The sequence below is a fragment of the Clostridium tetanomorphum genome, assembly GCF_017873215.1.
Lineage (GTDB): Bacteria > Bacillota > Clostridia > Clostridiales > Clostridiaceae > Clostridium_AO > Clostridium_AO tetanomorphum.
This window is the reverse complement of sequence record NZ_JAGGKA010000021.1, coordinates 59,920-80,327: the sequence shown is the minus strand read 5'-3', so window position 1 is coordinate 80,327 and position 20,408 is coordinate 59,920. Positions and strand designations below refer to the sequence as shown.

15 protein-coding genes are annotated in these 20,408 nt (G+C 27.9%); 7 read left to right on the top strand and 8 right to left on the bottom strand.

Annotated features, from left to right (window positions below):
* Positions 1-691 precede the first annotated feature (691 nt).
* Positions 692-1,870 (top strand): SAM-dependent methyltransferase, encoded by a 1,179-nt coding sequence (locus J2Z24_RS17415; protein WP_035149356.1) that lies wholly within the window; start codon positions 692-694, stop codon positions 1,868-1,870.
* Positions 1,871-2,092: 222 nt separating this feature from the next.
* Positions 2,093-2,506 carry a rhodanese-like domain-containing protein gene (locus J2Z24_RS17410; RefSeq protein WP_085059110.1) on the top strand — a complete coding sequence of 138 codons (414 nt, stop codon included), beginning with the start codon at positions 2,093-2,095 and terminating at the stop codon, positions 2,504-2,506.
* A gap of 63 nt (positions 2,507-2,569) precedes the next feature.
* Here the strand turns inward: J2Z24_RS17410 and J2Z24_RS17405 are convergent, their stop codons facing one another.
* From J2Z24_RS17405 to J2Z24_RS17395, 3 genes are all read right to left on the bottom strand, one after another.
* On the bottom strand, positions 2,570-3,121 hold the full coding sequence (locus J2Z24_RS17405) for a hypothetical protein (protein WP_035149359.1): 552 nt from the start codon (positions 3,119-3,121) through the stop codon (positions 2,570-2,572).
* Between the two features lie 315 nt (positions 3,122-3,436).
* A complete protein-coding gene (locus J2Z24_RS17400; protein ID WP_035149361.1) occupies positions 3,437-3,631 on the bottom strand; it encodes a capping complex subunit for YIEGIA in 195 nt (64 codons plus the stop codon).
* A 12-nt stretch (positions 3,632-3,643) separates the two neighbouring features.
* Positions 3,644-4,534, bottom strand: coding sequence for a YIEGIA family protein (locus J2Z24_RS17395; RefSeq protein ID WP_035149363.1), 891 nt, complete (start codon positions 4,532-4,534; stop codon positions 3,644-3,646).
* 243 nt (positions 4,535-4,777) lie between these two features.
* Here J2Z24_RS17395 and J2Z24_RS17390 point away from each other — a divergent pair, with 243 nt between their 5' ends.
* Together J2Z24_RS17390 and J2Z24_RS17385 are read left to right on the top strand one after the other, a co-directional pair.
* Positions 4,778-6,622, top strand: a complete 1,845-nt coding sequence (locus tag J2Z24_RS17390) for a glycosyl hydrolase family 18 protein (RefSeq protein WP_035149365.1) — start codon at positions 4,778-4,780, stop codon at positions 6,620-6,622.
* A 95-nt stretch (positions 6,623-6,717) separates the two neighbouring features.
* Positions 6,718-8,937 (top strand): glycosyl hydrolase family 18 protein, encoded by a 2,220-nt coding sequence (locus tag J2Z24_RS17385; RefSeq protein WP_035149368.1) that lies wholly within the window; start codon positions 6,718-6,720, stop codon positions 8,935-8,937.
* A 130-nt stretch (positions 8,938-9,067) separates the two neighbouring features.
* Here the strand turns inward: J2Z24_RS17385 and J2Z24_RS17380 are convergent, their stop codons facing one another.
* Complete coding sequence (locus J2Z24_RS17380) at positions 9,068-11,074, bottom strand: chitinase N-terminal domain-containing protein (RefSeq protein ID WP_035149369.1); 2,007 nt, start codon at positions 11,072-11,074, stop codon at positions 9,068-9,070.
* Between the two features lie 579 nt (positions 11,075-11,653).
* On the opposite strand from J2Z24_RS17380, the gene J2Z24_RS17375 reads away from it, so the two are divergent.
* The gene (locus J2Z24_RS17375) at positions 11,654-13,075 is read left to right on the top strand and encodes a transposase (RefSeq protein WP_173702727.1); all 1,422 of its coding nucleotides are present in this window, start codon (positions 11,654-11,656) and stop codon (positions 13,073-13,075) included.
* Between the two features lie 204 nt (positions 13,076-13,279).
* Here the strand turns inward: J2Z24_RS17375 and J2Z24_RS17370 are convergent, their stop codons facing one another.
* The 4 genes from J2Z24_RS17370 to J2Z24_RS17355 form a co-directional block, all read right to left on the bottom strand.
* On the bottom strand, positions 13,280-14,704 hold the full coding sequence (locus tag J2Z24_RS17370) for a spore germination protein (protein WP_035149371.1): 1,425 nt from the start codon (positions 14,702-14,704) through the stop codon (positions 13,280-13,282).
* A 254-nt stretch (positions 14,705-14,958) separates the two neighbouring features.
* Positions 14,959-16,458: a hypothetical protein gene (locus J2Z24_RS17365; RefSeq protein ID WP_035149374.1), complete on the bottom strand. Its 1,500-nt coding sequence runs from the start codon at positions 16,456-16,458 to the stop codon at positions 14,959-14,961.
* Positions 16,458-17,021, bottom strand: a complete 564-nt coding sequence (locus tag J2Z24_RS17360) for a sigma-70 family RNA polymerase sigma factor (protein WP_035149377.1) — start codon at positions 17,019-17,021, stop codon at positions 16,458-16,460. The genes J2Z24_RS17365 and J2Z24_RS17360 overlap by 1 nt, the downstream gene beginning before the upstream one ends.
* A 160-nt stretch (positions 17,022-17,181) precedes the next feature.
* Positions 17,182-18,177 carry a DUF5050 domain-containing protein gene (locus J2Z24_RS17355; protein ID WP_035149380.1) on the bottom strand — a complete coding sequence of 332 codons (996 nt, stop codon included), beginning with the start codon at positions 18,175-18,177 and terminating at the stop codon, positions 17,182-17,184.
* Between the two features lie 399 nt (positions 18,178-18,576).
* On the opposite strand from J2Z24_RS17355, the gene J2Z24_RS17350 reads away from it, so the two are divergent.
* Positions 18,577-19,221 carry a helix-turn-helix transcriptional regulator gene (locus tag J2Z24_RS17350; protein WP_035149383.1) on the top strand — a complete coding sequence of 215 codons (645 nt, stop codon included), beginning with the start codon at positions 18,577-18,579 and terminating at the stop codon, positions 19,219-19,221.
* A 22-nt stretch (positions 19,222-19,243) separates the two neighbouring features.
* The gene (locus J2Z24_RS17345) at positions 19,244-20,365 is read left to right on the top strand and encodes a threonine synthase (RefSeq protein ID WP_035149473.1); all 1,122 of its coding nucleotides are present in this window, start codon (positions 19,244-19,246) and stop codon (positions 20,363-20,365) included.
* Positions 20,366-20,408: the final 43 nt, after the last annotated feature.

The following is a 20,408-nucleotide window of genomic DNA, read 5'->3' as shown; positions in this document are numbered from 1 at the left end:
CTCATTTGGATTTAAAGCATCTTTAAAGTTGCTATGAAATACCCAAAAAACGCTGTCGCGTTAGCAAATTTTTTATGCTAATGCGACAGCTCCATTTTTTAAAATAAATAATGATAAAAGATATTGATAATTAGTATCAATTGATGTATAATAATTACAGTTATTAAAATAAATAGATATAAAAAGTGAAATTGTAATATTGTCACAATATAAAAGTGAACAATTCATTGATGAAGATGGTAAAAATATTACCATGCGGATTTTAATAATATAAGTTTTGGGTATGAAAAGAAAAAGGCTTTGCATGAAGAAGAAATTTATAAGCAATTTATAGATATATGTGAAAAATAGATAGATGGAGTATATGAAAAAGTAGAGTTACCAATAATATTTAAAGGCTAGATAATTATAGATGACAATTTAGTGATAAATAAAGAGATTTTTATTATTATATTGGTACGACCAACGATTCAATAATGTTTTCTTCTATTTACTTTAAAAATCTTCTCTATTATGCCTAAAATGGAAATTGACCATGTGTTTTATAATATTTACTATAAGTATATAGTTAAGGAAATTACATAATTAAAAACTAAATTTCAATGTGGATATGAAGCTTGAAAATTATGAAATTTTCTCAATTAAATATAGAGATTAACTCTACAAAAAGTACTTAAGGAGATATGTAACAATGGAAAAATTATTTTTAAAGAAGTTTTTAAAAAGTATATTCTCAGACACCTTTGAAGTACAATTCTGGGATGGAAGTACGGAAAAATTTGGACAAGGAGATATAAAATTTAAAATACTAATAAATGAACATCTATCTAAAAGTGATATCTTAAAAGACCCATTTTTAACTTTTGGTGAAGCGTATATGAATAATACTATAGACTTTGAAGGCAATATTCAAGAAATTATAGAGTCTATATATAAAAATAAAGATAGCTTTTTACACAAAGCTTCCTTATTTGAAAAGTTATATAAAATTACTCCACACTCTATAAAAAATAGTAAAGAAGATATACAATATCACTATGATTTAGGTAATGATTTCTATAAGTTATGGTTAGATAAAACTATGAGCTATTCCTGTTCTTATTTTAAATCATCTGATGACTCATTATACCAAGCTCAGTTAAATAAAGTTGAGCATATCTTAAAAAAATTAGATTTACATTCAGGACAAAAGCTACTGGATATAGGTTGTGGGTGGGGAGAACTTATAATAACCGCTGCAAAAGAGTATGGCGTTAAAGCACTTGGAATAACTTTAAGTAATGAACAATTTAATAAAGTAAATGAACGAATAAAAGAAAATAATCTTGAAAATCAAGTAGAAGTTAGATTGATGGATTATAGAGAACTATTAAAGACAGGAGAAAAGTTTCACAGAGTTGTTAGTGTAGGAATGTTAGAGCATGTTGGTCAAAAAAATATACCTACTTATATGAATACTGTAAGCAATTTGTTAAAAGAAAATGGAGCTTCTTTACTTCATTGTATAACAGCTCAAATAGAAAGTGAAGTTAATCAATGGATTAAAAAATACATATTTCCTGGTGGATATATACCATCTATACGAGAGTTAGTTTATAATATGCCTGAAAATGACTTACATTTAGTTGATTTGGAAAGTTTACGTCTACATTATTGTAAAACCTTAGAATGTTGGGCTAAAAACTTTGAAAATTGTTTAGAGGAAGTTAAAAAAATGGGATTTGATGATAAATTCATTAGAATGTGGAGACTATATTTAAATTCTTGTGCTGCTTCATTTCATTATGGAGTAGTAGATTTACATCAATTCTTATTTACAAAAGGATTAAATAATGAACTACCTATGACAAGAGACTATTTATATAAATAAATGTGTCTTTCAATGTGAGTTCAGAAAATTAGAGCTTTTCAATGTAGTTAATTATATTGAAGGGCTTTTTTATATTTAGCAAGATGTTTCTTTTAAGACAAGGTAGCCAATGTTTATCTTACCAAGGGATACTACTTGACAAGTATGATGTATTAATATAATATAAAAATATACCATAGCGGGGTACTGGTATATTTTAGTGTAAAAGGAGTAGTATATACTATGGAAAATTTTATAAAATTTCTAAGTTGCTTTTTATTAGTTTTTACGTTAACAGCATGTTCAAAAAATCAAGGGATTAAAACAAGGTTAGATAATTCTAATGTAGAAACAAAAGTTAGTATTGAACAAGCAAAAAAAATTGTAGACGAAAATAAGGACTTAGTTATATTTGATGTAAGAACGAAAGAAGAATATGATTCTGGTCATATAAAAAGTGCAATTTTAATTCCTTATGATCAAATAAATGAAAATATAGATTTTATTAAAAAATATAAAGATAAAGAAGTCTTAGTTTATTGTAAGACTGGAAGAAGGAGTAGTATTGCAATAAAAGCACTAATAGATAATAATTATAGTAAAATTTATCACATGAATGAGGGAATATCAAGATGGAAATATGATTTAGCGAAATAAGCACACATATAATAATTAAAGAGAATAGATAATTATATAAAATTAACTATTCTCTCTATAGTTTTAATTACTTTGATTTTTTCTTCTATGTTTAAATCTTTTATATATTTTAAAATATACGATTGTCCAAATAACCAATGTAGCTCCATTAAAAATTATAATATTTGTTCTGTAATACAGAGCAGATAGAAATAAAGTTCTTCTTACGATATTTCCTAAAACTGTTGCAAATATAGCCCAACTCACTAAGAAGCCTGTAATTCCAAAAAATAATGTTCCCATAACATCCGTAATTGTATTTATTATGTTTTTTTGAAGAGTGTTTTTTTTCATATTTGTATCTTTTTTTATTTTCTTAATAAGAAAATCTGCTTCTTTCATAGTTTGAATTATTGAACTATTACCATCAGGATTAATTTTTAAATATTTTTTTCTAAAATTACAACAAGTATCAATATTAGTAAAGTTATAAGTATTACAGTTAACTAGTACTTGATTATAATATGTGTAGATCTCTTTTTCTATTTCTCCATAATAAGAGGGTATTTCAAAATAACAAATTATTTTTTTTAATGCAATTTTTAAATTATTTAAGTCGTCTGAATTTATAGCCATTTTAAATACATTCCTTTTATTTTCTTTGTTTAAATTTTTTTATTAAATAACAGATTATATAAAAAATAAGATAATACCTAAAAGATATCAAATAAATAAGCTAGTATAGAGACTAGTTAATTATAGTAGACACATTTATTAATGTCAAGATTGCTATGTGCAATTTTATTGTATTATTTGTAAATATAAGCAATGTTAATAATAAACGGAACATATGTTGAATAGCCATCGTATTTTTTAAAAACACCAATTTATGTATCCATTGTCATTCGAATCATACATTTTTGGCTATGAAAAGGTATATATTTAAAATTATCATTCCTGAGTAATTATAATAATACCATTACTGAGCCCATATATATTTCCCCCAAGAACTTTACCAAGTTCAGAAGCGATTTTTTCTTGTTCTTTTTCATTTTCAGCAATAAATGTTGGAACACCTCCATCTAATATTAAGTTTTTATCTATGATAACTATTGCTAATATACTTCTTGTTTCACTTTTTTTCATATTACTCTCCTTTTAACTATCTTGTTTTTCTTTCTTTACAGTTTCTAGTATAGGTACATTTTCAATAATGTTTTTTAAAAATTCCTTGTCTTTCTCTATTGGAACAATCATTAATGCTAATTCGCCTGTATCAAAATTTTTTCGTGTAGCTGCATATCTTTCTAAACCTAAAAGCCTAGAACATTCATGAATTATGGCTTTTCTTTGACCATCATTATTTAAAATTATTTTTTCAGTATCTCCAATAGGTTTTAAAATGAGTCCTATACCATTTTCTAATATCCTTTTTCTAGTGGCAGATAATCCTATATTCATAACATAAATATCACCTACATATAAATTACTTTGCTCAAATTTTAATGGAGCTTCTTCAATAGTGACAATATCTTTTAAACTGTGTCCTTTTGTATAGTTTTTAAGCAAATATATTACTGCAAATCCTACTAAAGCTGATATGATAATTACAATAAGTTTATTATTTATATATCTATTGAAGATAAATGATGTTACTGTAGTTATTAATGAAGATACCATTACAATATAGTTTCTAGCCTCAAATGTTTTAGCAATTCCATCAATATATGCTTCACCTCTTGGAGCATACATTTCGCTTTCCATGGACTTTAAACTTTCCTTTTCCATTTTTCTAATATCTCTAAATTGTTGAATTGCTAGAGCTAAAAAAGTAACTGCAACATAATTTTTATCTAGTAATGCAGGTAATGCTACAGCACCCATAGCTGAGGCTATAAAACCGGTTGTTAAATGTATTAGATACCCATTGGGGTAGGTTGGGTATTGTCTAATATCTCCTCTGAGCATCCACCACCTTCCAATAAATCCAACTAAGGTACTTGTTAAAATATATGAGACTATACTAAATTCTAATAAGCCTTTATTCATAATTAATCACCCTTGCTTTTTAATATATCAATTAATATTATTTACAGTATTATGTATTTTATTACAATGTTAGTTGTTTATAATTTTTATTAGTTCGATTGTGTAAAACAAGCTACTGTAAGATGAAAAGGTGCAGAAGAACCTCATAAAAGATCAAATATTATAAGAAAAAACTTATACTAGAAATAAAATAGTTAAAATATCATAGTATTGTAATATGAAAATTGAATAGGAGGATAGAGAATGAAAAAAAGCAAATTAATGAAATTAGTAGCGGGGTTTATTGCTGCTACATTTTCCCTATCTCTTTTAACAACAAAGGTAGAGGCAAAAACTAATAAGGACAAAAATGTTAAAAATGAAACTAAACATACTATTAACAAAGATCTAGAAAGAAAGTTAATTGGATATTTTCCAGAGTGGGCTTATAATAGTGAGGCTCAAGGATATTTTAAAGTCACTGATCTGCAATGGGATTCATTAACTCATATTCAATATTCATTTGCAATAGTGGATTCAGATACAAATAAAATTGCATTAGGTGACAGACATTCAGCATTAGAAGAGGAATTTAAAAATTATGATTTATCCTATAAAGGTAAAAAAATAGAATTAGATGCTAATTTGCCATATAAAGGACATTTTAACTTATTACAAACTATGAAAAAACAATATCCAGATGTTAATTTACTTATATCAGTAGGGGGATGGGCTGGAAGTCGAGGATTCTATACAATGCTTGACACAGATGCAGGAATTAATACATTTGCAGACTCTTGCATTGATTTTATAAGAAAGTATAATTTCGATGGTGTTGATATTGATTTTGAATATCCATCTTCAACAAGTCAGTCAGGAAATCCAGCAGATTTTGATTTGTCTGAGCCTAGAAGAGCTAAATTAAATGACAGATATAATATACTCATGAAAACACTAAGAGAAAAGATAGACATAGCTTCCAAAAAGGATAATAAAAATTATATATTATCCGCTGCAGTTACAGCATCACCTTGGGTTCTTGGTGGAGTTAAGGATAATACCTATGCTAAATATTTAGATTTCTTAAGTGTTATGTCCTATGATTACCATGGTGGATGGAACGAGTATGTTGAAAACTTAGCAGGTATATATCCTGATCCAGCAGATAGAGAAACTGTTAACCAAATTATGCCAACACTTTGTATGGATTGGGCTTATAGATATTATAGAGGGGTTTTGCCACCTGAAAAAATATTAATGGGTATACCATACTATACTAGAGGATGGGAAAATGTACAAGGTGGAAAAAATGGACTTCATGGATCAAGCAGAATGCCTGCATCTGGTAAGTATAATATTTGGGGAGATGATTTAGACAATGATGGAAAGCTAGAGCCGGCAGGTGCCAACCCATTATGGCATGTATTAAACCTTATGGAAAATGATACTAATTTAAAAGTGTATTGGGATAATGTGGAAAAGGTTCCATATGTTTGGCAGAATCAAGAAAGAGTTTTCCTATCTTTTGAAAATGAAAAATCTATTGATGAAAGATTGGCTTACGTTAAAAGCAAAAATCTTGGAGGGGCATTGATTTGGGTTATGAATGGTGATTATGGATTAAATCCTAACTATGAAAAAGGTTCAAGTGATATAAATAAGGGCAAATATACATTTGGAGATACTTTAACTAAAAGATTAAGCAATGGATTGTCCAATATGGGGCCTTGTAGTAAAACACCAGATGATTCTAATAATTCCTTAGAACCTATAAGTGTATCAGTAAATTTCGATGGTAGTTATGATCATCCAAATTATACTTATGATATAAAAGTTAAAAATTACACGGGAAAAGAGATTAAAGGTGGTTGGGAAGTATCCTTTGATTTACCAAAATCAGCATTATATAAATCTTCTTGGGGAGGCACATATACTTTAAAAGATAATGGTGATTTTACGACAGTTACAATAAAATCTGGCAACTGGCAAAATCTTAATCCTGGTGCTACTGTTACTCTTCAAGGAATGATAGGATTATGTTTTTCAGATGTTAGAAATATCACATTCAATGGAATGAAGCCTATAGGAGATAAAAAAATTACTCAATAAAAATAAAGATAGTAATTTAGAGGAGGAAAAGTTTTTCTCAATTATTATAAATTCAGTAAATAGAATAATTAATAATTATAAGGAAGGAAAATTTTATGATAAATTGTAAAAAGAATAAATTTAAAAGATATATAGGGTGGATACTATCTTTATGTATTTTATTTGGCTGTATTTCTTTGGAAGGAGGGAGTGCTAAAGCAATTGAGAATAATCAATGTAGAAAAAGAATTGTAGCTTATTTCACAGAATGGAGTGTTTATGGAGGACATAATAATTATAAAATATCTGATGTTCCTTGGGATAAGGTTACTCATATAAATTATGCATTTGCAACTATAAAGAACAATAAAATTGCTTTGTTTGATAAATGGGCTGCTACTGAGATGAATTTTGGTGATGGTTGGGATTCACCTTATAATGGAAATCTTGGACAGATAAAAAAATATAAAAAGCAATATCCAAATGTAAAAGTTCTTATATCTATAGGTGGATGGAGCCAGTCAGCTGGATTTCATAATGTAGCAAAGACTACAGAGAACAGAAAAACTTTTTCTGATAGTGTTGTAGAATTTATCCGTGAGTGGAATCTAGATGGAGCTGATATAGATTGGGAATATCCCGCTTTTAAAAGAGAAGGGGATACTATAGATAATCCTAATGATCAAGGAACACCTTGGGCAGATGAAGAAGAAAAACAAACTTTTACACTTCTTTTAAAAGACTTAAGAAAAGCACTAGATGATGCGGGCAAACAGGATAATAAATATTATGAACTTACTGCTGCAGTTGGATGTGGAAAAGATAAAATAGAGAAAACTGAACCTGAAAAATATTCTCAGTATTTAGATTTTATAAATATTATGACATATGATATGAATGGTGCTTGGGAAAATGTAACAGGACATCAATCACCCTTATACAAAAATCCTTATGATAATCATGAAGAGTTAGTAAAAGAGTATTATAATGTGAATACAGCTATGAAGTTATTTGAATCTTATGGTATACCAAAAGATAAGCTTATAGTTGGATCGCCATATTATTCTCGTGGATGGAAAGGTGTAAAAAATGACGGCCCTATAAAGGAACTTCCAGGGTTATTTGCCACAGCAACTGGAGGTGCAAAGGGAATATGGGATGGAGGACGTGCAGCAGGATGTAACCCCTATCATTATATAAAGGGCACTTTAGAAAAAGATTTATCTTTTAAAAAATATAGAGATCCTTATTCAAAAGTTCCTTATTTGTATAGTGAGTCTAAAGGAGAAATGTACACTTATGAAGATGAGATTTCTTTAGGTGAAAAAGTTAAGTATGTAAAAGATAATAATTATGGAGGAATAATTTTTTGGGAATTAGCAGGAGATGCACCTTTAAAAGGAAGTAGCTTAACAGATATTATTTATAAAGGATTTTTTGGAGATGGAGGAATACCTTCAGATGATAAATTACCTAAGTCACCAGAAGTATCTTTAAAAAGCGATGATAATTATGGAAACTATGACATTAGTATAGCTATACCAACAGACAGTAGAGGAGATAAAGTTAAATTATATGAAAATAATCAAGTGATTTTAGAAGAAGATATAAGCAAATTACCTTCAAAAGATATAATAAAAAATTTCAAAGAAAAGAAAAAAGGCACATATACTTATACTGCGGAGATTATTAATAAGTATGGTAGCTCTAAAGGTAATAGCATAATGGTAGAGGTATTAGATCCTAATAGTTTAAAGGCTCCTATTATTTCAGTAGATAAGGAAATTAATACAGGAGATTATAAAATATCTGTAGAAGTTTTAGAAGGAAACAAGGGCAGTATACTTAAATTATATGAAAATGAAGTAGAAATTTTAAGTGAAAATATTGATGGAATAAGTAATAAAGTTCTTACTAAAGAATTCCAAGGGAAAAAACTAGGAGAGTATATTTATAAATCAGAGATAGTAGGAAAAGATAGCAAAATAGAGAGTAATATTTTAAAAGTAATTGTAAAAGAAAAGGATTCATCAGCTAAAGAAAATCCAGGAAAGCCAGTATTAAGTCATGATAACTGGGGGAATACTAACGGAAATTATACTATTACTATGAATATGTGGTGGGGAGTTAATGGAGATAAAATAAGACTATATGAAAATGGTGTTTTAATTAGTGAAGCAAATTTAGTTTCTAATACTCCACAAGCCCAGACATATAATTTTAAAATAAACGAAAGAAAAAATGGTAAATATATTTACTATGTAGAACTTATTAATGAAGTTGGTATAACTAGAAGTGATGACTTAGTTGTAAGTGTAACTGAAAGTCATAAATAAAATAGATAAATTATTTAAAGCTCTTAAGTTCATTCTTGTACTTAAGAGCTTTTTTTAATAACATGATATGAGGGGTGTACTAGATGTAAGCATAGTTAGTTAACTTATACAATAATATTATCAAATCACCTTAACCAATATTATTAGCTGAATTTATTTGTTCTATCCATGAAGGACCAGATGGAGCAGGTTGTTTATTTTCAGGAAGATGTTTTTCACAAACTCTTAGAAGCGTTAAGAAATCATATCTTAAAGATACGTAATTTCCACCCCAATGTTTAGAAAGTATATTATAAGCATTTTTAACATCAGCTTTCATAGCATTCCATTCAGCATCATTTGGTATATTTCTTCCATAATATAATCTCAATTCTTTTAAGTAGTTTTCCATATCAATCCAAGTTATCTCAGCATCATAGAAGTTTTCTGTTTCTGAATCCATTGCTTTAATTACATTTTGGATATTTTCAATATGATTAGCAAAGCCAGAAAGATCGAATTCTTTATTTATATCAGAAGAATTAATAAGTTTGTTTCTATGTTCTGTAAATAATTTTCTCTGAAGTAAGCCATAGACTCCTCTATTATAAGCATTATCTACTAGAACGAATTCTGCCCAAGGATCTTTACACTGTTCTAAGCAGCTTTTAAAATCATTGTTTGGAATAGCATATAAGAGTTCCCTTGTCATAGTGAGACTCATATAAGAAGACATAGCAGCATGAACATAAGATGGATCATCAGATTCACCAGTTTTTAAAGTTACATAGTTTTCATGTTCCGCTGAATCTGGAAAATAATCAGGATATTGTTTTTTTATTTCGTTAAAGTTTCCTTTTTCTTGTTGGAAAGGCCCATCTGGGTGTTTCTTTTGAATTGGCCATGACCATTTTTCTTCATCAACAGTAACAATGTTTTCCGTATAACCAGATTTTAAAGGAGCTAGTCCACAAGTGAAATTTTCTTTTATTGACAAGCCAACCATAAAGTTTGGATTTAATCCGAAGTATTCGGTTCCTGTGCCAATTCCCATGGCTAAATATTTAGAAGGTATCCAAATTCTTAAACCATCTACGCCGTTTATAGGAATAGGCATTTTTTTGGGCATAGGTATTATAAGTTGAGTACTTGATGCTGGATTATCATACATAAGCTTATTTCCAGTATTAACTTTAACTTTAGGATTATAGTAATCATCTTTATTAGCTATTAAATCTTTTTCAGTTAAATCAGGTTTATTTTTAGTAAAGCTTGCAGGAAGGGAAGCAAAATTTGGATAATTAATTTCTCCTCTAATTAAGTTTGATTTAAAGTTTATAGGTGCCTTTGAAGAATTCTTTTTACCTTTAACTACAAATATTCTAGTAGTATCATAAGGTAAAAATCTTTCCTCTTGTTTTAAATTTATAGTTACATTTTTACCATTTTGTTTAAAAGAAGCTGCATTAGAAACTGAAGTTATTTCATTATCAGTTTCAAAAGATATTCCCCATAAAGAAAAACTACTACCTTCCCATACATACTCTTTATTAGGATTTGAAGCAAATACTGCCCACTCAAAATTAGTGTCATCTTCATTTAAGACGGTATAACCTGTAGCAGGTTCTCCGCTAACTGATTCAGGTAAAGGAACCTCAATAGGTTTATCATTTTTAGTTACTTCATGAACTAAAGTGTTTTGAGAGTTTGTAACACCAGCTGCATTTATGAGCTCAGCAGTGTATTTGTATGTTCCATTACTTTTATCAGTGAACTTAATTTCGGCATGTTGGGGATTTGGTGAATTGTTTACAAGCTTAATTTCATTAACTAATTTACCATTTTCATAAAGCTTCCACAGCTCACCATTAGTACCATACCACAAGTCCATTGATATTGTATAATTGGGAGAACCATCCCAGTTATTTTTAGAAATTTGAAAAGTAGCTGGAGCACTAGTTGAAGTATCCAAAATTTTTGAATTTGTTTTTAAATTATTCAGCATATGAGCATTATCATTAGATATCACTTGGGTTTTGGCATCATTTTCGCTTGGAACTTTCTCTAGAGCACAAACAGGTGTAGATACACCTAATAATATAGCTGTTGAAAAAACTAAAGCCTTTGTTTTCTTAATAGGTTTAAATTTTTTATCCAAAAGTATGCACCTCCTTATATTATCTACATAGTAAATGGTTATTGTACATTTGTCAATATATAACATAAATAAAAATAAATGGTTCAAATAATCAAGGTGTCTGGAATTGTTCGTACATAATAATTTAGAATTATAATTTCACACTAGTGTTCTACTATAAATTTTAAATTTTTAAACTTATTAGTTGATTATGTTAAACTATGTGTTATAATAGCATTAATAAATGAGTATAATAAAAAACAGGGTGTTTAGCACCCTGTAGTATACAATTCTAGTTGCTTAGGCAACTGGTAAAGCAAGTATTATAAAAAAAGTAGCCATACCAATTGCGGCAGTGGGCTACCTTTTTATTTTATCTATAAGTACAATAATTAAATTTATAAAGGCTATCAAAAACGATAGAACAGCAAAAATAACTATAGATATTTCACACCCCCTTACTAAAAAGGAATTAGTGGCTTGCAAAACCTCAAGCCCGTTAGGGCTCAAGGAATTTCAAGCTTTATCAAAAAGGATTTCCCCCACTCAATATCTAATTTATATAAGTACCACCAAATGTAAATTTAAGGAGGGACCCTTATGATCAATTTAAAAAAACAGATTCATCTTTGTAATATTTATGAAGAAGTCGTAGACTGTTTTGAAGAAGATAAGCCTAAATTCATTAAGCTTTTTGAAGAACATATTAACATGAAGATGTTAATGCCTCAAAGTTTTTATAATGCCTACTATTCTTCAACTGGTCATCCTAGAGATTACTCTCTTTCTTCAATGCTAACCGCATTAATAGTGCAAAAAATACTTGGTATCTCTGAAACTGAATTATTTATAAATATATTAAATTTATCTAAAGAATTAAGATCTCTTTGTAATTTGAATACAGTACCTCATAAATCTCAATTTTCTAGATTTAAATCAAATTTTCTTCAACATCTTCATGATTTCTTTAATAATTTAGTTGATTTTACTGAACATATTTGTCAGAAGCTCAATTCGGAATTATCTAAAATAATAATTGCTGATACTACAGGTATAGAAGCTTATGTTAAAGAAAATAATCCTAAGTTTTTTCAATCTATCTTACGTTTTACTAAGACTGCTAAGAAAAAAGATCCAAATATTATTCCACACAAGCTTGCCTGTAGCCAAATGCCTAAACAAACGTATGCTAACTCTGAAATTAAACTTTCTTATATTAATGGTCATTATTGTTATGCACTTAAAGCAACTATTCTTGTTAATGGGCTTGGAATCTTGCGTCATATTGATTTTAACGATACTCAATTGATGGATTTGGAAATTCATAATACTGGTGAACAAGCTAAAGATGACTATGACTCAAAAACTTTAATTCCTATAATGAGACGTTATTTCAATATACATCCAGATTTCAAATATAACTACTTTATTGGTGATGCTGCTTATGATTGTGATGATAACTATAAATATCTAATTAAAAATTGTAACATAGTACCTATAATTCCCATTAATCGTCGTAATATTTCTGATTTACCACAGCCTAGCGGATTTACTAATGACGGAGTTCCTTTATGTCCAAAGGATTCTTCTCTTCCAATGAAATTTGATGGAATTACAAGAGAAAAAGGTCGTTCTATGAGAGTTAAATGGCTTTGCCCTAAATCTAAAAAAGTTAGATATAAAAGTAAAACTGAATATATACTATCATGCCAAAACCCATGTACTCCTTCACCTTGTGGAAGAATATATCATCCAACTATAAATAAAGATTTTAGACTTAATTGTCCTATCCCAAGAGAATCAATGGAATGGGTCAATTTATATAAAATCAGAACTATTACTGAAAGAACTAATAATATTATTAAAAATCCCCTAGGTCTATCGACCTTAAAGATTAACAAAACTAATTCTTTAAAATCCGAATTATTATTAGCTGGCATAGCTCAATTAATTGCTGTACTTATTAGTTATAAGATTGGTAAAAAGAAAAAAATACTTTCAATAAAATCATTAGTTGCTTAGGTCATAGTTTCTTTTAAAAAATTTAATATCTAGTCCTTAGACTAATATTTAGTTTTTTTAAATAATAGTTTTGCAATCACCTAAAAAAGGAATAGGGATACCAGTTGCCCACATACAACTTTATTGAATTGTAGTAAACAGTTTAATATAATTGCGAATCAATGTAAACATGTTACTAAACCATATAATGAAATTAAATATAGATTAAGATTTTTTATTATTTCTGATTTCAGGTATTGGTCTTCTTAAAAACATATTTAAAAATGCTTTTTTATCAAAGGGTATCAATGGCCACAGGTATGATTGGTTTCCAAAAGCTTTTGTTGTACAGATTATTGCTAAAACAATTGTTAATCCTATAAAGAAGCCTAGTGTTTTAAATAAGCCTGTTGATAGTATTAAAAATAGTCTAAAAATACGAATTGCCATACCGAATTCAACGCTTGGTGATGCAAATGTACCTATGCCAGCAATAGCCATATATAATATAGTTTCTGGAACAAACCAGCCAACTTTTACGGCTAATTCACTCAATATTAAACCTCCTATAATACCAAGTGATGTTGATAATGTATTAGGAGTATGTATAGATGCAGTTCTTAAAAAATCTAAACCAAATTCTAAAAGAATAAATTGTATAAAAAGAGGTATATGGCCTACTTCTTTAGGACCTATAAATGCAAGCCAAGAGGGTAAAAACTCTTGATTATAGACTAAAAGCAGCCATAAAGGTGAAATTATAAAGGCTAAAAACATAGCAAAAAATCTTATCCATCTTAAATATGTACCTACTAAAGGATTTTGATAGTAATCCTCTGCATGTTGAGTAAAATGAAATATTGTTACAGGTAAAAGTATTACACTTGGAGAAGTATCTACTATTAATGCAATGTGTCCCTCAAGAAGATGGGCAGCTACAACGTCTGGTCTTTCAGTAAATCTAACCTGAGGAAGGGGATTATACCATTTCTTTTTAATTAAAAGTTCTTCAAGAGTTTTTTCTGCCATTACTAGTGCATTTATGTCTATTTCATCTAGTTTGTTTTTTAGTTCATCTAATAGTTTATGATCTACCACATTGTCAATATATCCAATTGCCACATCTGTTTTTGATTGACTTCCTATGCTTTTTAGTTCAAATATTAACTTAGGATCTCTGATTCGTCTTCGTATTAATGTTGTATTAAAAACAATAGTTTCTACAAGGCCGTCTCTAGATCCTCTTGTGACCTTTTCCAAATCAGGTTCTTGAGGACTTCTTACAGGATATTCTCTCACATCTAGTAAAATTCCTTTATTTTGTCCATCTATAAATAAAGCAGCCCCACCAGAAAGTACTGAGGTTTTCATTGGGTCTAAGGTATCAAATATCTCTACTTCTATATATGCAATTTCAGTTTGAATAAGCTTAGTTATAGCATCACTAGAAAGTTCTTCTTTTTTTAAATTTTGAAGTCTTTCTAGTATGAAAAGTAAAATTTGATCTTTTGCAAACCCATCAATGAAAACTAAGTAGGCATTTACATTTCCTATGGTAATATTTCTACCTACTATATCAAAGCTTTTGTCTATTGCTAATTGCTGCTTCACTAAATTTATATTTTCATTTAAATTTGGAGATAACGTCATTGAATTTCCTCCCTTCTAAATTGTTTTTTACTTATAAATAAAAGTTGTATATATACAAATTAAAGCCAGAAAGTATTAATACTTTCTGGCAACAAGATTAGTGAAACCATGGAGACTTTAAAATTATTTTCGGACTAACCTTAAATAATTGTTTTTAAAATCCTTACCCATTGCTAATCACCTCTCTATGCTAATATTATGTGCATATTAAAAGAGAATATACTATAATTTTATAAAATTTTTAAGTCTAAACACTATTTAATTACTTTATTGGTATCTATGGGAATAACCCAAGGTCCTTTCTTAATGGTAGAAAATCCCTCTATATATAGGTTAAGTTTAGATGAATTAGGGTGATTAAGTTCTATAGTCCACTTCTTTAAATTTCCTATAGCTTTCTTATTAGTACCTTCAAAGTAGTCACAACTCCAATTGTTATAGTCTGGTTTACCAAATAATTTAGTATGATCTGATCCTAGATGTATATTGAATATAGAATCTAATTTATTTTCATCATAATCAGTATCTACTTCAATTATAACTTCATTCTTTTTGGATCTTTCTAAGGATAATACTTTAAATTTATAATTATCTTTTAAAGAAATTACCTCATTATTAAAAGTGATTTTTTTACCAAAATTAGGAAGAGTAAAGCTATGACGTATATTAACATTATGCCTTATCATGATATAAGGAATATTAAGGTTATAATATGCTTTGTTATTTTTATCTATATTGATGTAAAACTCACTTAGTGGAGGAGCATAGTTTTCAGGAGCAGAAATTTTATAAGATTTTCCTTTGCTATCTGTTAAAGTTATTGGTTGATTTAAAATACCTATATAATCACATTCTTGATTTTCATAGTTTGGATTAGCACCATAGCTTTCTATATAAAAATTTTTGCTTTTAGAAGTTAAAAGGTTAATTTTTAATTTATTGTCCATCCAGTTAGGTATAGCGGTAATACTTATACCATTTTTTTCACAAGTTGGACCAAGCTCACTATACTCCTTATAATTTATTGCTTTTTTTAAGATGACTGGTATATTTACTATACCATCATTGGGAATTTTTAATTGAATTTCAATCTTTTGCCCAGGATTATAAGATATATCTTTATTATTTTTAGAGTCAGTGGAAAAGTTACATTCCCAATGAAAAGAATCAGTATCACCACCAGAGCCTACAGAGCCACTATTGAATTTTATAATTTTTTCATTATTTAGTTTTACACTTGATTTAAAATCTTCTACATTGAAACTTGGAATATTACCTATATTTTTTTCTTCCCCTCTTGCAGATAAATATATAACTTTTTTGTCATCATCTATTGTTACGGATAAAAGTTCTACATATCCATTTTTAGTGAAGACTTTAATTGTATCTTGTAGAATATACATATTGGTATCTTGCTCATTTTCTATTATTTGATTAGTCCCTGGAGCATATTTAAAAGCTTTTTTTATATCTGCAATTACTTTGCCGGAAAAAGGAAGTAGCAGTAAAAAACATATGGCTGCGGCAATATAAAGTTTTTTCTTGGATGAGATAGAGTGCTTTTTAAGTTTGCTCTTTATAGTATTTTCAGATGAGTTATCCACTTTATTTAATGTTTTTTCTTTTATTTTATTTAAACTTTCTTGAGGAATTTCAACAGATCCATCTGTATCCAAATCATTAATAAGAGATTTTAGCTCATCTTCATTAAAATTTTCTATCATATTAAGGAATATCCTATCATTACTATTCATTATAATACCTCCTTAACTTCATAAACTAAGTTTTTCTTTAATATTTTTCGTGTTCTATATAGTCTGTTATCTACTGCTTGTCTTGTAAGATTAAACTCCTTTGCAATATCCTCTATTGTTTGATTTAAAAAATATCTTTTTATAAATAGTTGTTTATCTAAAGTTTTCAAGCTGTTTACAAGAAGTATAATCTTATTGTTTAGCTCTTTAGACATAAGTTCATCTTCTACATCATTTTTATATATAAAACTACTTTCCTGAAAATTAGTTTCAAAATTTAATTTTTTAATTAATTTTCTTTTAAAATCAATGCTTTTGTACTTAGCAATAACACTTATCCAGGTTTTAAAACTACTCTTTTCTTCTGAATAGTTATGTTTGTTATTCCATAGAAAAATGAATATATCACTAACACATTCTTCCACATCTTCTAAAGTGCCATATTCTCCTATTATACTTTTGCATATTGTAAATATTAGAGGAGTAAAATTATCAATAATATATTGAAGTGCATCTTTATTATTTTCTTTTAGTTTAATTATGAAATTTTCTTTATTAACCATGCATAAGATTCTCCTTTCTGTTTCTTCAATTATATATACGAAGAGAAGTTAAAAATCTCTCAAAAATCAAAATAACCTATGAAAAGGCTTATTTATCCTGATCATAGGTTATTTATATAATAAGGGGAATATATAGTAAGTTAGATAAATTTATAATTTATTATTTAATCATAAATAATAGTTTATTTAATGCTTTCATACTACTGTATTTATTTGATAAATTAATAACTTTTTTATCTTCACCATTTATATTTTGCCTGTAGATTTTAGAATCCTTATCTTTTATTTTATAATAAATATAATTATCTATAATCTGAGCTTTTGAAACATTACAGTCTGTTAATTTGCTTACACTGAATGTTTCTATATTAAGCATATAAAGCATATTTTTTACATATTTAGCTTCTACGTCAGTAAAACCCTCATAAGTAAACAAGATATATTTATCAAATATGCCTAATGTATTATTACACTGGTTCATTTCATAAACTTTTTTTCCAGTTTCTAAATTTTTTATAACTGCTAAGCTAGAATTTTTACATTTGTATATCATATAATTTTTATAAAAGTATACTGCATTATAGAAAGTTTCTACTACATCATCTTTTGGTTTGCTACTTATATTAATTTTTTTTAAAACTTCTTCGCCTTTGTAAGGATAATTTTTTCTTCTATAATATATATGATCCTCAAAATAGTGTAAATCACAAACGCATCCAACAGATTCATGTATTGTGGAAATAATTCCATTATTCAGTGGCATAGATTTTATATAATTTCTAAAGTTGTGATTCTCACAATAATAGATAATTTCATTATGAATACAATAAGCATTAGAATAAGATAGATATTTACATACAATATAGGTGTTTTTTCCCTCTAAATCACATTTAATCAATGTAATTTTTCTTTCATGCTTTATAGTATAAAAAATATTATTTTTTGTTATAACAAAATTTTCTACTTTATAGTCTACTATGGTTTCTTTTTTTCCATCATATTTAAAAATTCTATATAATTTATAGTCTTGTGAGGCATCAATATAATAAATATATTCTTCTGTTTCTATATAAATATTTAGATTAACTTTGTCATAGATAGAAACCAGAGTATCTAGATTATTTATTGTTGTAACCATTTTATTTAAATTTTCCATAGCAATCCCTCACATTTTCATTTATTAATTAAGATTATTATATTAATCGTAAGGTTTTACAAAAAATTAAATAAAACATCAATTTTTTACACAAATATGTATAATAAAAAAATAAAAATATATTTAATATCACAATAGGCAATTGTTAGATTTACATGAATTTCATATGTTTTTTTAATAAAGGAACTATAAATGTTGATGATAAATTTCATATGGTGAAATGATTTTTATGTATAATTTTTTATATAAAATATTGAATTTTATATAAAAAGTTATATAATGATATATAAATACAGAACAAATATATAAAAAATTATATATTTGTATAGGTTAGATATATAATTTTTTATGTAAATGCATATTTTAAAGTTGAATTCTATATAATCGGAGTTGAGTTTATTGGTTCAATTAAATAAAGAATTAGAAAGATTTATACCTACTGCTAATTTGATAGCAGAAACTTTTGGTAAGAATTGTGAGGTTGTAATTCACGATTTATCTATGCCACAGAATTCAGTAGTTTATGCTGTTAATAACCATGTAACAGGAAGAAAGATTGGGCAGGCATTTGATCATTTAGTTAAACAAGTTTTGCTATCAAAAGAGTTTCACGGAGATTATACTGCAAACTATAAGTTTGTTACTGAACAAGGTAAAGAAATAAAATCCTCTACTGCTCTTATTAGAAATTCTAAAGGAAAAGTTATTGGTGCGCTATGTGTAAATTACGATTTAGAAATAATGAAGAATATGAAGGAGTTTTTAGATGATTTTGTGAATGTTAAACAAGAAAAAATTAAAGAAGAGGTGGAGCCTTTTGATAATGTAATAGAAATAGTAGATGACTTAATAGATAAAATTATTGGTACCAATGATATTGATAACTTAAAAAGAAAACAAAAGATAGACTTAATAAAATTTATGGATAAAAAAGGAATATTTCTTATTAAGGGAGCAATTGAAAAAGTAGCTGAGAAATTAGGTATATCTAAGGTAACTGTTTACAGTTATTTAGATGAGATTAAAAAAAATTCAATTATATAATAATTTAATAGGGGATGATTATATGAGTATTAACTATGTTTGTAATAAATGTGGAAAAAAATATGATCCTAAAACTCTTGTTTTTAGATGTGATTGTGGTGGCATGTTAGACCTTGAAAAATTTAATTTTAAATTTACTAAAGAAGATATTTTAAATACTGAATGGAGTTTGTTTAGATATGTAAAGGCACTTCCTTTTGATGATAACTTTACTTTATGGAAAGACATTTCCATGGGGGAAGGGCTAACTTCTCTAGTTCCAATTGACAAAGATAATCCAAACTTGTTAGTAAAAATGGACTATATGATGCCTACGTTATCCTTTAAAGACAGAGGAGCAGCAGTACTTATAGCAAAGGCAAAGGAGCTTGGAGTGAAAAAAGTTATTCAAGATAGCAGTGGAAATGCAGGTAATTCCATAGCAGCTTATGCAAATAGAGCAGGTATTGAATGTGATATATATGTTCCAGAAGGTACTTCTACTAAAAAAATTAGGATGATTTCTTCTCATGGTGCAAAAGTTCATGTTATTCCTGGCACTAGAGAGGATACTGCAAAGGCAGCTTTAGAGGCTGCTGAAAGAAGAGAAGGTTTTTATGCTAGCCATGTATATAATCCATTCTTCTATCAAGGCACAAAAACCTATGCCTATGAAATTTATGAGCAATTAAATGGACAAATACCACAAGCGTTAGTAATTCCAGTAGGAAACGGTACTTTGGTTTTAGGATGTTATTATGGGTTTAAAGAGCTAATGGAGCTTAAACTTATTAATAAAATGCCCAGGATTATTGCTGTTCAAGCTGAAGGTTGTTCTCCAATCTATACTGCTTTTAAAGAGGGGAGATATTTAGTTAAAGAAACAACTAATTTAGGCACTGTAGCTGAGGGAATTGCTATTGCAGCTCCAATGAGAGGGAAACAAATACTTGAAGCAATAAGAGATACAAAGGGTGAAATCATTATTGCACCGGAAGATAAAATAGTTGAAACAAGAAACTATCTAGCTAAGAAAGGATTTTATGTAGAACCAACCACTGCTGCAACTTTTGCAGGTTTCTTTAATTACAATAAGGAAAATAATCATAACTTTAAGGAAAAAGTTATAATCCCCCTATGTGGAGCAGGATTAAAAGCTGATTAAAAACTAATTAAAAACTAATCTATATTTTCCAAATTATTAAGAA